Raw genomic sequence first — 13,239 nt, 5'->3', positions numbered from 1 at the left:
CCCGGGCCAACTGGCGCAATCAGCCCTCAAAGTTGGCAAAAAACATCACAATCATGCAGATAGCCTAAGGCTATGGTATGTTTTTATCATTTTCGGGGGAGGAGGTCAAAACGCCACAACCGGCATTCGATCGGGCCGTTGAACAGCGGCATGCGCTGCGACGCTTGCAGCCGCAGTCGTCGCGGCAGCTCGGTGTCAGGCGACAGGATCCACGCTGTCCAGCCGGCCCAATGCGTCTTCCAGTGTGTTGCCAGTTGCGCCCAGAACGCTTCGGCGCCAAGCGCGCCGGCCACGCCGGCGGCGCCGATGCGCTCGCCATACGGCGGGTTGAGCGCCAGCACGCCTGGGGTGGGTGTCGGCGGGCGGCGCTGCAGCGCGTCGCCGCCGCGTAATTCCAAGGCGCTCAGCACCCCGGCGCGGGCTGCGTTGCGCCGCGCAAAATCGACCATTCGGAAAGAGACATCGCTGCCAAAAATCCGGGCGCCGCGCGGCGGCGGCCAAGGGCGCTCGACGGCGCGCGCCTCCTCGCGCAGCGCCGCCCAGCGCGCCGCGTCGTGGGGCCGCAGCGCCTCGAAGGCGAAGCGCCGCGCGCGCCCCGGCGCCAGCCGCAGCAGGCGCTGCGCCGCCTCGATGGCCAGCGTGCCGCTGCCGCAGAACGGATCCACGAGCGGCGGCGGCTCCTCGGCCTCGGCGTCCCAGCCGGTGGCGGCCAGCACCGCCGCGGCCAGCGTCTCCTTCAGCGGCGCGTCGCCTTGGTCTGCGCGCCAGCCGCGCTTGAACAACGGCTCGCCGCTGGTGTCCAGCAGCAGCGCCAGCCGCCGCTCCTGCAGGTGCAGGTGCAGCCGCACATCCGGCTGCGCGGTATCGACGCTCGGGCGCGCGCCGCAGCGCTGGCGCAGCCGATCGCACACCGCGTCCTTGACGCGCAGCGCTGCGAACTGCACGCTGCGCAACGGGCTCCTTTGCGCGGTGACCTCCACCTTGATCGTCTGCCGCGGGCCAAACCAGTCTTCCCACGCCACGCCGGCGGCCGCTGCATACACATCATTTTCGTCGCGGTAGGGTCCTTCCCAGAGCCGCAGCAGCACGCGCTGCGCGATGCGGCTGTGCAGATTGAGCCGCAGCACGGCGTCCCAGTTGCCCTGCAGCGCCACGCCGCTGCGCTGCACCGTCAGCTGCTCCCGCGGGCAGACGCCCAAGGCGGCGATCTCGTCGGCCAACAACGCGGCGGCGCCGCCAGGGGCGGGCAGGTAGAGATGCAGGTCGTCCATGGCTGGGGCGGGGCGCTCAGCGCGCGCGGCGCAGGGTGGCGGTGGGGATGCGCAGCGCCTCGCGGTATTTGGCCACCGTGCGCCGCGCGCACTCGATGCCGTGTTCCTTGAGCCGCTCGGCGATTTGCGCGTCGCTGAGCGGCTGGCGCGGATCCTCCTCGGCGATCAGCTGCCGAATCAGCGCGCGCACCGCGGTGCTGGAGGCGTTGCCGCCGCCGTCGGTGGCCAGCGCCGAGCCGAAGAAGTATTTCAGCTCATAGGTGCCGCGCGGCGTGGCCATGTATTTGCCGTGGGTGACGCGGCTGATGGTCGATTCGTGCAAGCCCAGCTCCTCGGCGATGTCGCGCAGCACCAGCGGCTGCATGCCGATGTCGCCGTGCAGGAAGAAGCTGCGTTGGCGCTGCACGATGGCGCGCGCCACGCGCAGCAAAGTTTCGCCGCGTTGCTGCAGGTTTTTGATGAACCAGCGCGCCTCCTGCAGTCGCTGCTGCAGGTCGCCGCCGCGGTGGTGGCGCAGCGCCTGGGCGTAGGCGTCGCAGATGCGCAGCCGCGGCTGCACGGCGGGGTTGAGCTGCACGTCGAACTCCGTGCCGCGCACGCGAACCAGCACGTCGGGCACGATGACCAGCCGTTCGGTGTCGGCGAAGCGCCGCCCCGGCTTGGGATCGAGCCGCGTCAGCAACGCCAGCCCCGCGCGCAGCAACGCTGGCTCCAGGCCGGTGGCCGCTTGCAGCCGCTTGAGGTCGCGCCGCGCGATCCACTCCAAGGGCTGGGCGCATAAGGCCAGCGCGACGCGCGCCGCGGGCGAGTCGCGCTGCTCCAGCACCTGCAGCCGTAGGCATTCGGCCAGGTCGCGCGCGCCGACGCCGGCGGGCTCCATCGCCTGCAGCCAGCCCAAGGCGCGGCGCAGCAAGGCCAGCAGCTCCTCGGCGCGTTCAGGGTCGGCGCCGGCTGCGTCCCGAGCCAGCAGCGCTTGCGCCAGCGCCTCCAGCGGCTCGCTGAGGTAGCCGTCGTCATCCAGCGACTCGATCAAAAAGTGCAGCGCCGCTTGCTCCTCTTCGTTGAGGTGCAGCGCCAGTGCCTGCGCGTGCAGATGATCTTGCAGTCGCGGTGGACGGCTGGCCAAGTCGCCCGCGCTCGGCGGATCCTCGTCGTCGAGCCAACGTCCGTCGCGTTCCAGGCCGGGGCTTTCCCAGTGCCAATCGGGGCCGAGGGCGGTGTCGGGGTCGAGGTCGCGCCACCCTCCGGCATCCTCGTCGAGTTGAGCCTCCCAATCTTCCTGCGCCAAAGGGGCGCTGGCTTCGAACAGGCTGACCGTGTCGGGCTGGGCTGCCTCGCTGTCGAATGGGTCGTTGGCTTCGCTGGCCGTTGAAGACTTCCACTCGGATTCGTCGGGTTCTCGATCCTCGGCGGCGTCGTCGGCGCGTTCGAGAAAAGGGTTATCGGCCAGCATCTGCTCGACTTCCTGGGCCAGCTCCAGCGCCGACAGCTGCAGCAAGCGCAACGATTGCTGCAACTGCGGCGTCAGCGTCAGCTGCTGGGTTAGGCGCAGCCCGAGACTGGTCTTGAGCCCCATGGCTTACAGGCGGAAGTGCTCGCCGAGATAGACGCGACGCACTTCGGCGTCGTCAACGATTTGCGCCGGCGTGCCGTGCGCCAGCACCCGCCCCTCACTGATGATGTAGGCGTGGTCGCAGATGCCCAGCGTTTCGCGCACGTTGTGGTCGGTGATCAGCACCCCGATGCCGCGGCTTTTCAGAAAGCCGATGATGCGCTGGATGTCAATCACCGCGATCGGATCGACCCCGGCGAACGGTTCGTCGAGCAGAATAAAGCGCGGTCGCGCCGCCAGCGCGCGCGCGATTTCGACGCGGCGGCGCTCCCCGCCGGACAGCGCCGGCGCAGGCATGTCACGCAGGTGATCGATATGCAATTCGGCCAGTAAAGCGTCGAGTCGCTGGCGCAGCTCGTTTTCGGGCAGTGGGCGACCCAGCTCATCGCGTTGCAGCTCCAGCACCGCGCGCACGTTCTGCGCCACCGTCAGCTTGCGGAAAATCGACGCCTCCTGCGGCAGGTAGCCCAGCCCCATGCGCGCGCGGCGGTGCACCGGCAGGTGGCCAACGGGCTGCTCATCGATCCAGAGCTCGCCAGCGTCGGCGCGCACCAGCCCGACGATCATGTAGAACGAGGTGGTCTTGCCGGCGCCGTTGGGGCCCAGCAGCCCGACCACTTCGCCGCCGCGCACCTGCAGCGACACGTCGTGCACGACGGTGCGGGCGCGGTAGCGCTTGCGCAATCCTTGCGCGCGCAGACAACCGGCGGCGCTGGCGGGGCATGAGGCTGGCGGCGCGCTCACGGGCGGCGCTCCGGGCGCAGGCTGGGCTGCAGGGCCGGCGGCGGCACGTCCGGCGTCGGCTGCTGCGCGGTGGGGTCGGCGGCGCGCGGGGTCAGCGTCGCGCGCACCCGCCCGCCGGAGGCCCCGCCCGGCGCGCCATCGACGCTCAACGTTTGCGCGCGGTTGTCGTAGACGATGACGGCGCCGGCGCTGCGGTCAGCCAGCACCGTGCCGCGCAGGCGGCGCAGCTCGGCGTCGCCTCTCAGGGTGACGCGGTCGGCTTGGCCGTCGTATTCGATGCGCTGCGCCTCGCCCTCGATCCATTCATCGACGCCGTCGCGCTTCTGTCGATAAAACGCGCGCTGGCCCGGCGCGCCGACGGCCACGCCGAACTGGTGGCCCTGCTCGTCCTGACGCACCTCCACCTGCTGGGCGCGGATGCGGATCGTGCCTTTGCTGATCTGCACGTTGCCGGTGAACAGGCTGATGCGGCGCGCCTCGTCGTAGCGCAGCGCGTCGGCCTCGACGTGCATCGGCGCTTGCCGATCGGCTTGTTCAGCACGGGCGACCAGCGCCGCGCCGAGGGCCAGCAGCACAAGCCAGTGGCGGGGGAAAGGCAAGGCGGGCACGGTTTTTGCTCCAATCGATCGACAGGCGACCGATTGTGCCACGCCGGCAAGCGCGCGGCGGGCGATTGCGCGCGCTCTAGGCTTGCCGCACGCGCGCGATCAGGGCGTCGGCCACCACCAGCGTGCGCTCGGCCTGGCCGGGCACCAGAAAACGCCCCGCAATGCCCAGCGACGGCGTGGCATCCACTTCGTAAGCGTCTTGCAGCTGAATGGCTCGCTTGACCTTGCCGCTGACGCCAAATGACTGCCAGGTTTGCGTGAACGCGGCGCGATCGACCCCCTGCTTGGCGGCCCAGGCTGCGGCTGCCTCCAGCCCGTTGAAGCGCTCGCGCTCCTCGTGCATGGCTTTGAAGGCGCGTTCGTGCAGATCCGCCAGGCGTCCCATGGCTTCGAGGGTGTAATACAGGCGCTGCAGCGGCTCAAACGCCGGGCTAAACCCTACCGGGATGCGCCGCACCACGATTTCCTTGGGCTGCTTGCGCATCCAGGCCGTCATCAGCGGCTCAAAGCGGTAGCAGTGGATGCAACTGTAAGAGAAAAACTCCAGCACTTCGATCTGCCCGGGCCCGGTGTCCACCGGGGCGGGCTTGCTCAGACGTCGGTAATCGGCGCCTTCGCGTAGCGCCAACTGCGCGTGCAGGCTCAGCGGCGCCAAGCCCAGCGCGGCGCTGGTCAACAGCAGGTGGTGAAATTCGCGTCGTTGCATGGTGATCGATCGGTTGCAGCGATTGAACTCGGCTCTCTTTGGAACGGGATCTCCCAAGGAGGGTTCCGCCGCCGGGCCTAGCGCTGCACGCGCACCAGGGCGGTGTCGAACTGCTTGCCGCGCAAGCGCTCCTGCATCACCTCCGCCTCGACTTTGCTGTTGAACGGCCCCAGGCGCACGCGCCAGACGCGCTGGCCGCCCTGTTCGCGCTCGCTGACTTTGGCGTCAAAACCCTGCAGCGCCAAGCGCGCGCGCTGGGCTTCGGCTTCTTCGGGGTTGCGAAACGCTCCGGCTTGCACGTAATAAATGAAGGGATCGGCAGCGGTGGAGACGGACTCGCCCGGCGACGTCGCGGCGGCGGTGCGTTGCCGGATCAGCTCAGCGATCGGATCGCGGCTGGCTTCAGGGCTGGGCGCGGGCGCGCCGCCGCTGGACAGCGGCTCCGCGGGGCTGGCCGCCGAGGGTTGATCGGCGCCGCCGCCAGACATCGCTTCGCTGCCGCCGGTCGGCTTGGCGCTGCTCAGCCCCGCGTTGGGGTTCCAGCCGCGCAGCCGCTCGGCCTCGGTGTCGGGCTGGATCGGCTTGCGCTGCACGCCGCGATCCACCAGAGGAATCGGCACCTTCGTCACATACACCGCCACCGCCAGCGCCGCCCCGACGCCGACCAACAAGCCGATGAAAAACCCGAGCAGCGTGCCGCCGCGCGCACGGCTGGGGGCATGGTCAAGGCGGAAAGCGGCGATGGGCATGGCGTGCCATCCTTACAGGCTGGTCACATCTTATCCGGGGCGCTGACGCCCAGCAGCGCCAGACCGCTGCGCAAGACGCGCGCAGTGGCGGCCACCAGCGCCAATCGCGCCAGGCGCGCCCGTTCGTCATCCACAAGAATGCGCTCGGCGTCGTAATAGCGGTGGTAGGCAGCGGCAAGCTCGCGCAGGTAAAACGCCACGTCGTGCGGCGCGAAGTCGGCGGCGGCAGCCTCCATCACCTGCGGCCAGCGCGCCAGCTCCAGCATCAATGTCTGGGCCGCTTCGCTGTCCAGCGGGGCGAGGTCGGCCTGCGCCAGCGCCGCCTCCTCGCCGCCCCACTGCGCCAGCACCGAGCGGATGCGCGCATGCGCATACTGCACGTAATACACGGGGTTGTCGTTGTTTTGCTGGATCGCCAGATCGACGTCGAAGGTGTATTCGGTGTCGGGCTTGCGGCTGAGCAAAAAGAAGCGCACCGCGTCCCTGCTGGTCCACTCAATCAGGTCGCGCAGCGTGACGTAGCTGCCGGCGCGCTTGCTGATCTTGACCTCCTGCCCGCCGCGCACCACGCGCACCATGGTGTGCAAGACATACTCGGGGTAGCCCGGCGGAATGCCAATGCCCAGCGCCTGCAGCCCGGCGCGCACGCGCGCGATCGTGCCGTGGTGGTCGGTGCCCTGGATGTTGATCGCCTTCGTGAAGCCGCGCTCCCACTTCGTCACGTGGTAGGCCACGTCCGGCACGAAGTAGGTGTAGCTGCCGTCGGACTTGCGCATCACCCGATCCTTGTCGTCGCCCCACTTCGTGGTGCGCAGCCACAGCGCGCCGTCGGCCTCGTAGGTGTGGCCGGCCTCGATCAGGCGGCGCACCGTCTGTTCCACGCGCCCCGTTTGGTAGAGGCTTGACTCAAGGTAAAACGCATCGAACCGCACGCCAAAGGCTTGCAGGTCGAGGTCTTGCTCGCGCCGCAGGTAGGCCACGGCGAAGTCGCGGATGCCGTCCCAGTCCTCGACGTCGCCGCTGGCGGTGACGGCGCGGTCGGCGGCCTGCACGGTCTTGCGCGCCAGGAAGTCGTCGGCGATGTCCTGAATGTAGTCGCCGTTGTAGGCGTCAGCTGGCCAGCCGGGGTCGCCGGGCTTCAGGCCGCGCGCGCGCGCCTGCACCGAGCGCGTCAGGTTCTCGATTTGCGCGCCGGCGTCGTTGTAGTAGAACTCGCGGTGCACCTGCCAGCCCTGCGTTGCCAGCAGGTTGCAGATGGCATCCCCCAGCGCCGCCTGCCGCCCGTGGCCGACGTGCAGCGGGCCGGTCGGATTGGCGGAGACGAACTCGACGATGACGCGCTGGCCGGTGGGGGGCTTGCGGCCCCAGCGCTCGCCCTCGGTCAGGATCTCGCGCACCGTCTGCTGCTTGGCGGCGGGCTTCAAGCGCAGGTTGATGAAGCCCGGACCGGCGATTTCCAGCGCCGCCACCCAGCGCGCGAACGCCTCGGTGGCCTGCAGCCGCTCCACCAGCGTCTGCGCCAGCGCGCGCGGGTTGGTGGCCAGCGGCTTGGCCAGCTGCAGCGCGGCGGTGATGGCCAGGTCGCCGTGCGCGGCGACCTTGGGTTTTTCGAAGGCGGCGCGCTCGCCCGCGCCGGCGTGCAGGGCCTCCAACGTGGCGGCCAGCGCCGCCCGCAGTTCACGATGGACTTGCAGCATGGGGCGGGATTGTAGGCTGGCCCTGCCGATGCCCACTTTTTTTAAGGCGCAGCGCCAGCGGCAGCGCGCCGCTGCGCGGCCAGCACGCACAGCAGGTCGCAGGCCACGTGCGCGGCGGCCAGCGCCGTGATGTCGGCGTGATCGTATGGGGGGCTGACCTCCACCACGTCCATGCCGACGAGGTTCAGCGGCACGAGTCCCCGCACGATCTGCAGCGCCTGCGCGCTGGTCAGGCCCCCGGCCACCGGGGTGCCGGTGCCGGGCGCGAAGGCCGGGTCCAGGCAGTCGATGTCGAACGTCACGTAGGCCGGCCGCGGCCCCACGATCGCCAGAATCTGCTGCAGCGCCCAGTCGGCGCCGCGCGCGTGCACCGTCGGCGCATCCAGGACGTTGAAGCCCATGAAGTCGTCGTTCCAGGTGCGGATGCCGACCTGCACCGAGTGCGCCGGGTCGATCAACCCCTCGCGCACGGCCTTGTAGAACATCGTGCCGTGGTTGAGCGAGTCCGGCGCGTCGTCCGGCCAGGTGTCGCAGTGGGCGTCGAAGTGGATGAGCGCCAGCGGCGCGCCGAAGCGCTCGGCGTGCGCCTGCAGCAGCGGGTAGGTGACGTAATGGTCGCCGCCGAGGGTCAGCATGCGCGCGCCGCTGGCCAGGATGCGCCGCGCGTGGTCGCGGATCGCGCCGGGGACGGTGTGCGGCTGGTGCGCGTCCAGCCAGCAGTCGCCGGCGTCGATCACCGCCAGCGTCTCGAACGGATCGAACCCCCACGGGAAGGGCTTGAGCTCCGCGAGCTGCACGCTGGCGGCGCGGATCGCCGCCGGCCCGAGCCGCGCCCCGGGCCGGTAGGTGGTGGCCAGATCGAGCGGGATGCCGCTGACGACGACGTCGGCGCCCTCCAGCGTCCTCGTGTAGGTGCGGCGCATGAAGCTGAGCACGCCGGCGTAGGTCATCTCCGGCCAGGAGCCGAGCAGGCCCGGGCGGCGGATGGCGCCGTCGCCGGCCGGCGGCGCCTCGGGCGGGGTGGGGCGGGTGTCCATCGGCGCGATGCTACCGCGCCGCCCGGCGCGCCGATGGGGCCACCGTCACGTGCCGGCGGGGTGCCAGGCGTGCGCCTGCAGGTCGGCCAGGTTCACCACCTGCAGCGCCGCCTCGTGCGTGGCCTCCAGGATCACCGGCGGGGCCACGCCGGCCTCCAGCGCCTCCTTCCAACGCAGCGCGCACAGGCACCAGCGGTCGCCGGGCTTCAGGCCCGCGAAGCGCCACTCGGGCCGCGGCGTGACGAGGTCGTTGCCGCGCTGCCGCGAAAACGCCAGAAACTCCGCCGTCACCTTGGCGCAAATAACGTGCCGACCGACGTCGTGCGGCCCGGTGTGGCAGCAGCCGTCTCGGTAAAAGCCGGTCAGCGGATCGTACGAGCAGGCCCGCAGCGGGCCGCCCAGAACGTTGCGCGCAGAAGCTGGGGTGTTCATCGCCTTGTTTGAACCATGGAATCGACGAGGGCTGCCAATAAAGGCTGGCGCTGCGCCCGAGGCTGATTGTGAAGGCGCTGCATCAAGCGAGCAGCGCGGTGAGCGCAATGCCCGCACCGCTTGTTGGGCCAGCGCGGCGGGCGCGATCTGCGCGGAGGGGCAGCGTTCAAACAGAAGAAGGGCGCGCAGCGGGGGGCTCCGTTGGGATGGGGCGCAGCGCCGCGCGCGCCGCATCTCGAATCGCGCGCGTCAGCCGCTGCGCGGTGGGCGGCTCGCGCTCCCAGTGCTGCCAGTAGAGAGCCACGTCCACCACCGCGCCGGGCAGCACCTCGGTCAGCTCGGGTCGGTCGGCGCGCGCCTGCAGGTGCATGTCCGGCACCATGCCCCAGCCCAGCCCCAGCTCGATGGCGCGCTCGAAGGCGTCCACCGCCGGCATGAAGTGGCGCGGGTAGCGCGCGCCGCGCAGCCCGAAGTGCTGCGCCAGCCAGACGTCCTGCAGCGCGTCCTTGCGGTTGAAGATCACCGCCGGCAGCGCCAGCAGCCGGTGCGGCGTCACGCGCCCCTGCGGCGTGCGCGCGCGCGCCGCCAACGCCGGCGTGGCCACGCAGCGGTAGCGCATCACGCCCAGCGGCTCGGCCACGCAGCCGCGCATGGCGTCGGCGCGCGTGGTCACGCAGCCGATCACGCTGCCGTTCTTGAGCAGCTCGTGCGTGTGGTCCTGGTCGTCGATGGTCAGGTCCAGCAGCAGCCGCTGGCGCGCCAGCAGCGGCGCCACCCCGGGCAGAAACCACGCCGCCGCGGAGTCGGCGTTGATCGCCACCGGCACGCTCTGCCAGCGCTGCCCGGCGCCGCCGGCCAGCCGCTCCAGCAGGTCGGCCTCCATCAGCTGCACCTGCTTGACGTGCGCCAGCAGCGCCTGCCCGGCCGGCGTGGCGCGCACCGTCTTGCCGCGCACCACCAGCCGCTGGCCGAGCTGCGCCTCCAGCGCCTTGACGCGCAGCGACACCGCGGCCACCGTCAGCGCCAGCGCCTGCGCGGCGGCGGTGAAGCTGCCGTGCTCGACCACGGCGGCCAGGGCTTCGAGCTGACGGGCGTCCAGCATGGCACCAGTTTAGCCAAACTTGATGCGCTCGAGTTATCGTCAAAACCATTTAAACCATGGGCGGCTGCGGCGACACTGCGCGCAAGCCAGGCAGGCCGCGCGGCGCCGGCCCGCCACGACGCACATCGACGACGACCCTCGGGAGCACACACGATGACCACCTTCACTGCCACCCTGCCGGGGCTGGCCGCCCCGGGCTTCACCGCCGGTCTGGTGATGAGCCTGTCGCTCATCATGGCCATTGGCCCGCAGAACGCGCACGTCATCCGCACCGGCCTGCAGCGCCAGCACCTGTGGCTGACGGTGCTGACCTGCGCGCTGGCGGACATCGTGCTGATCACGCTGGGCGTGGCGGGGCTCGCCCAGCTTGGCGGGCTGTCGGACAAGCTGCACGGCGCGCTGATCGGCGCGGGTGTGCTGTTCCTGCTGGTGTATGGCTGGCAGGCGGCGCGGCGCTTCTGGCGGCCGCCGGCTGCCGCGCCGGTGGCGGACGGGGGCGCGCCTTCCTTGCAGCCGGGTGCCCCGGCTCCGGTGACGCGCCGCCAGGCCGTGCTGCAGGCGCTGGCGTTCTCGTGGCTCAACCCGCACGCGTGGCTGGACACGGCGGTGCTGATCGGCACCGCGTCGCTGGCTTGGGGGCCGCAGCAGCCGGTGTTCGGGCTGGGCGCGGCGGCCGGCTCGGTGTTGTGGTTCGTGCTGCTGGGCGGCGCGGCGTTCTGGCTGGGGCGGCGGCTCAACTCGCTGCGCGTCTGGCGCGCGCTGGACGGGTTGGTGGCGCTGTTGATGTGGGGCACCGCGGCGGCGCTGGTCGCCAGCTTGCTGCGCTAAGCCGCAGCGCGCCCCCAGCCGCGTTGCCATCTTATTCCCCAACCCGCAAAGAGGAGACCCGACCGATGGCCGTGACGTTGAAGCCGCCCGCGCGCCGCCCTGCCGATGCGCCGATCACCATGTTCGGCCCCGACTTTCCGTTTGCTTACGACGAGTGGCTGGCGCATCCGGCGGGGCTCGGCACGCTGCCCGCCAGCCGCCTCGGCACCGAGGTGGCCATCGTCGGCGCCGGCATGGCGGGCCTCACTGCCGCCTACGAGCTGATGAAGCTGGGCCTGAAGCCTGTGGTTTACGAGGCGTCGCGCATGGGCGGACGGCTGCGCTCGCAGCCGTTCGAGGGCGGCAGCGGCGCGATCGCGGAACTGGGCGGCATGCGCTTTCCGCTGTCGTCCACGGGCTTTTACCACTACGTCCGCATGCTGGGCCTGCGCAGCCGCCCGTTTCCCAACCCGCTGACGCCGGCGGCCAACTGCACCGTCATCGACCTGGAGGGCCAGACCCACTGGGCGCGCACGCTGGAGGATCTGCCGCCGCTGTTTCGCGAGGTGGCGCAGGCGTGGGACGACGCTTTGGAGGAAGGCGCGGGCTTTGCCGAGCTGCAGACGGCCATGCGCCAGCGCGACGTCGAGCGCGTCAAGGCGCTGTGGAACGCGCTGGTGCCGCGCTGGGACGACCGCACGTTTTACGACTTCGTCGCGCAATCGAGCGCCTTCCAGCGCCTGAGCTTCCACCACCGCGAGGTGTTCGGCCAGGTGGGCTTTGGCACCGGCGGGTGGGATTCGGATTTTCCGAACTCGATGCTGGAAATCCTTCGCGTGGTGCTGACCGGCTGCGACGAGAACCAGCACCTGATCGTCGGCGGTGCGCAGCAGGTGCCGCTCGGCCTGTGGCATCACGCGCCCCAGCGCCTGGTGCACTGGCCGCAGGGCACGACGCTGGCCAAGCTGCACCACGGCGCGCCCAGGCCGGCCGTCAAGGCCATCCAGCGCGCCGGCAACGGTCAGCTGGAAGTCACCGACGCCTGGGGCGGCACGCGCCGCTACGACGCGGTGCTGGTCACCTGCCAGAGCTGGCTGCTGACGACGCAGATCGCGTGCGAGGAGTCGCTGTTCTCGCAGAAGTTGTGGATGGCGCTGGACCGCACGCGCTACATGCAGTCGTCCAAGACCTTCGTGATGGTCGATCGCCCGTTCTGGAACGACCTGCGCGAGAGCGGCTGGCCGGTGATGGGCATGACGCTGACCGACCGCCTCACGCGCGGCACCTATTTGTTTGACAACGGGCCGGACCAGCCCGGGGTGATCTGCCTGTCCTACGCGTGGATGAGCGATGCGCTGAAAATGCTGCCGTACGACAGCGCCAAGCGCGTGCAGCTGGCGCTGGAGGCGCTGCGCAAGATCTACCCCGACGTGGACATCGCCAGCCACATCATCGGCGACCCGATCACCATCTCGTGGGAGGCCGACCCTTACTTCCTCGGCGCCTTCAAGGGCGCGCTGCCGGGCCACTACCGCTACAACCACCGCATGTATGGCCACTTCATGCAGGACGCGCTGCCCGAGCGCGAGCGCGGCATCTTCCTCGCCGGCGACGACATTTCCTTCACCCCTGCGTGGGTGGAGGGCGCGGTGCAGACGGCGCTGAACGCCGTCTGGGGCATCGTGCGCCACCTGGGCGGCGCAAGCCACCCGGACAATCCCGGCCCGGGCGACTGGTATCCGCACATCGGCCCGGTGGCGCTGCCGGATTGAGGGCCGCCCAGTGCGCATCGCTCTCTGGCAAACCCCGCACCCGGCCGCCGGCGACGTGGCCGCGGCGCTGCGCCGGCTGGAGGAGGCGGCCGCGCACGCGGCGGCGCAGGGCGCGCAGTGGCTCGTGACGCCCGAGATGGCGCTCACGGGCTACCTGATCGCACCTGAGCAGCTGGCCGCGCTGGCCGAGCCCGCCGACGGGCCGCTGGCGCAGGCGGTGGCCGCCATCGCGCAGCGCCATGGCCTCGGCATCGCCTACGGCTGGCCCGAGCGCCACCCCGACGGCGCCAAGCCCTACAACGCCGTGCAGGCCATCGGCCCCGAAGGCCAGCGGCTGGCCGTTCACCGCAAGGTGCACCTGTTCGGCGCGGGGGACCGGGCGCGCTTCACGGCGGGCGAGGCGCTGGCCGCGCCGTTCGAGTGGGGCGGCTGGCGCATCGGCCTGCTGATCTGCTTTGATGTGGAACAGCCCGCGGCGGTGCGGGCGCTGGCGTGGCAAGGCGCGCGGCTGATCCTGGCCCCCACCGCCAACATGCTGCCGTACGACGATGCGCCGTGCCTGACGCTGCCGCGCCTGGCCGCCGAGTCGCGCGTGGCCATCGCCTACGCCAACGCCTGCGGCGCGGAAGGCGACACGCGCTACGGCGGGCTGAGCCGTCTGGTGGGGGCGGATGGGCGGGTGGTGGCCACGCGCGACTCGGC

General features: G+C 70.9%; 13 protein-coding genes. 3 read left to right on the top strand and 10 right to left on the bottom strand.

Translation table 11 applies throughout. The features are described 5' to 3' along the window. Positions 1-86: 86 nt before the first annotated feature. The 10 genes from Talka_RS06690 to argP form a co-directional block, all read right to left on the bottom strand. A complete protein-coding gene (locus Talka_RS06690; RefSeq protein ID WP_143890350.1) occupies positions 87-1,271 on the bottom strand; it encodes a THUMP domain-containing class I SAM-dependent RNA methyltransferase in 1,185 nt (394 codons plus the stop codon). Positions 1,272-1,287: 16 nt separating this feature from the next. Beyond that, positions 1,288-2,847, bottom strand: coding sequence for an RNA polymerase factor sigma-54 (gene rpoN, locus Talka_RS06685; protein ID WP_143890349.1), 1,560 nt, complete (start codon positions 2,845-2,847; stop codon positions 1,288-1,290). 3 nt (positions 2,848-2,850) lie between these two features. Further along, on the bottom strand, positions 2,851-3,627 hold the full coding sequence (gene lptB, locus Talka_RS06680) for an LPS export ABC transporter ATP-binding protein (RefSeq protein WP_143890348.1): 777 nt from the start codon (positions 3,625-3,627) through the stop codon (positions 2,851-2,853). Beyond that, positions 3,624-4,235 (bottom strand): lipopolysaccharide transport periplasmic protein LptA, encoded by a 612-nt coding sequence (gene lptA, locus Talka_RS06675; RefSeq protein WP_246100609.1) that lies wholly within the window; start codon positions 4,233-4,235, stop codon positions 3,624-3,626. Before lptA ends, lptB begins: the two co-directional genes overlap by 4 nt. A gap of 76 nt (positions 4,236-4,311) precedes the next feature. Further along, positions 4,312-4,941 carry a thiol:disulfide interchange protein DsbA/DsbL gene (locus tag Talka_RS06670; protein ID WP_143890347.1) on the bottom strand — a complete coding sequence of 210 codons (630 nt, stop codon included), beginning with the start codon at positions 4,939-4,941 and terminating at the stop codon, positions 4,312-4,314. 77 nt (positions 4,942-5,018) lie between these two features. Continuing rightward, complete coding sequence (locus tag Talka_RS06665; RefSeq protein ID WP_143890346.1) at positions 5,019-5,690, bottom strand: SPOR domain-containing protein; 672 nt, start codon at positions 5,688-5,690, stop codon at positions 5,019-5,021. 23 nt (positions 5,691-5,713) lie between these two features. Continuing rightward, the gene (gene argS, locus Talka_RS06660; RefSeq protein ID WP_143890345.1) at positions 5,714-7,387 is read right to left on the bottom strand and encodes an arginine--tRNA ligase; all 1,674 of its coding nucleotides are present in this window, start codon (positions 7,385-7,387) and stop codon (positions 5,714-5,716) included. Positions 7,388-7,428: 41 nt separating this feature from the next. Then, complete coding sequence (gene speB / locus Talka_RS06655; protein WP_143890344.1) at positions 7,429-8,424, bottom strand: agmatinase; 996 nt, start codon at positions 8,422-8,424, stop codon at positions 7,429-7,431. A gap of 45 nt (positions 8,425-8,469) precedes the next feature. After that, a complete protein-coding gene (locus tag Talka_RS06650; protein ID WP_143890343.1) occupies positions 8,470-8,856 on the bottom strand; it encodes a DUF2237 family protein in 387 nt (128 codons plus the stop codon). A gap of 166 nt (positions 8,857-9,022) precedes the next feature. Next, positions 9,023-9,958, bottom strand: a complete 936-nt coding sequence (gene argP, locus Talka_RS06645) for an HTH-type transcriptional regulator ArgP (RefSeq protein WP_143890342.1) — start codon at positions 9,956-9,958, stop codon at positions 9,023-9,025. 153 nt (positions 9,959-10,111) lie between these two features. Here argP and Talka_RS06640 point away from each other — a divergent pair, with 153 nt between their 5' ends. The 3 genes from Talka_RS06640 to Talka_RS06630 form a co-directional block, all read left to right on the top strand. Further along, positions 10,112-10,786 carry a LysE/ArgO family amino acid transporter gene (locus Talka_RS06640; RefSeq protein ID WP_143890341.1) on the top strand — a complete coding sequence of 225 codons (675 nt, stop codon included), beginning with the start codon at positions 10,112-10,114 and terminating at the stop codon, positions 10,784-10,786. Positions 10,787-10,851: 65 nt separating this feature from the next. Continuing rightward, entirely contained in the window at positions 10,852-12,537 is a 1,686-nt protein-coding gene (locus tag Talka_RS06635; RefSeq protein WP_143890340.1) for a flavin monoamine oxidase family protein, read from the top strand. Between the two features lie 10 nt (positions 12,538-12,547). Further along, positions 12,548-13,239, top strand: a 692-nt coding sequence (locus Talka_RS06630; RefSeq protein ID WP_143890339.1) for a nitrilase-related carbon-nitrogen hydrolase, incomplete at its 3' end; no start/stop codon positions are given.

This window comes from Tepidimonas alkaliphilus (genome assembly GCF_007556595.1).
Lineage (GTDB): Bacteria > Pseudomonadota > Gammaproteobacteria > Burkholderiales > Burkholderiaceae_C > Tepidimonas > Tepidimonas alkaliphila.
Note: the sequence above shows the minus strand (reverse complement) of the source record. Positions and strands in the feature narration are given on the sequence as shown.

What these genes read in the sequence shown, in the direction of transcription:
- rpoN (WP_143890349.1), bottom strand. Translation starts at nt 2,847, where the DNA reads ATGGGGCTCAAGACCAGTCTCGGGCTGCGCCTAACCCAGCAGCTGACG.
- Talka_RS06690 (WP_143890350.1), bottom strand. Translation starts at nt 1,271, where the DNA reads ATGGACGACCTGCATCTCTACCTGCCCGCCCCTGGCGGCGCCGCCGCG.
- Talka_RS06635 (WP_143890340.1), top strand. Translation starts at nt 10,852, where the DNA reads ATGGCCGTGACGTTGAAGCCGCCCGCGCGCCGCCCTGCCGATGCGCCG.
- argS (WP_143890345.1), bottom strand. Translation starts at nt 7,387, where the DNA reads ATGCTGCAAGTCCATCGTGAACTGCGGGCGGCGCTGGCCGCCACGTTG.
- Talka_RS06665 (WP_143890346.1), bottom strand. Translation starts at nt 5,690, where the DNA reads ATGCCCATCGCCGCTTTCCGCCTTGACCATGCCCCCAGCCGTGCGCGC.
- Talka_RS06640 (WP_143890341.1), top strand. Translation starts at nt 10,112, where the DNA reads ATGACCACCTTCACTGCCACCCTGCCGGGGCTGGCCGCCCCGGGCTTC.
- Talka_RS06650 (WP_143890343.1), bottom strand. Translation starts at nt 8,856, where the DNA reads ATGAACACCCCAGCTTCTGCGCGCAACGTTCTGGGCGGCCCGCTGCGG.
- Talka_RS06670 (WP_143890347.1), bottom strand. Translation starts at nt 4,941, where the DNA reads ATGCAACGACGCGAATTTCACCACCTGCTGTTGACCAGCGCCGCGCTG.
- argP (WP_143890342.1), bottom strand. Translation starts at nt 9,958, where the DNA reads ATGCTGGACGCCCGTCAGCTCGAAGCCCTGGCCGCCGTGGTCGAGCAC.
- speB (WP_143890344.1), bottom strand. Translation starts at nt 8,424, where the DNA reads ATGGACACCCGCCCCACCCCGCCCGAGGCGCCGCCGGCCGGCGACGGC.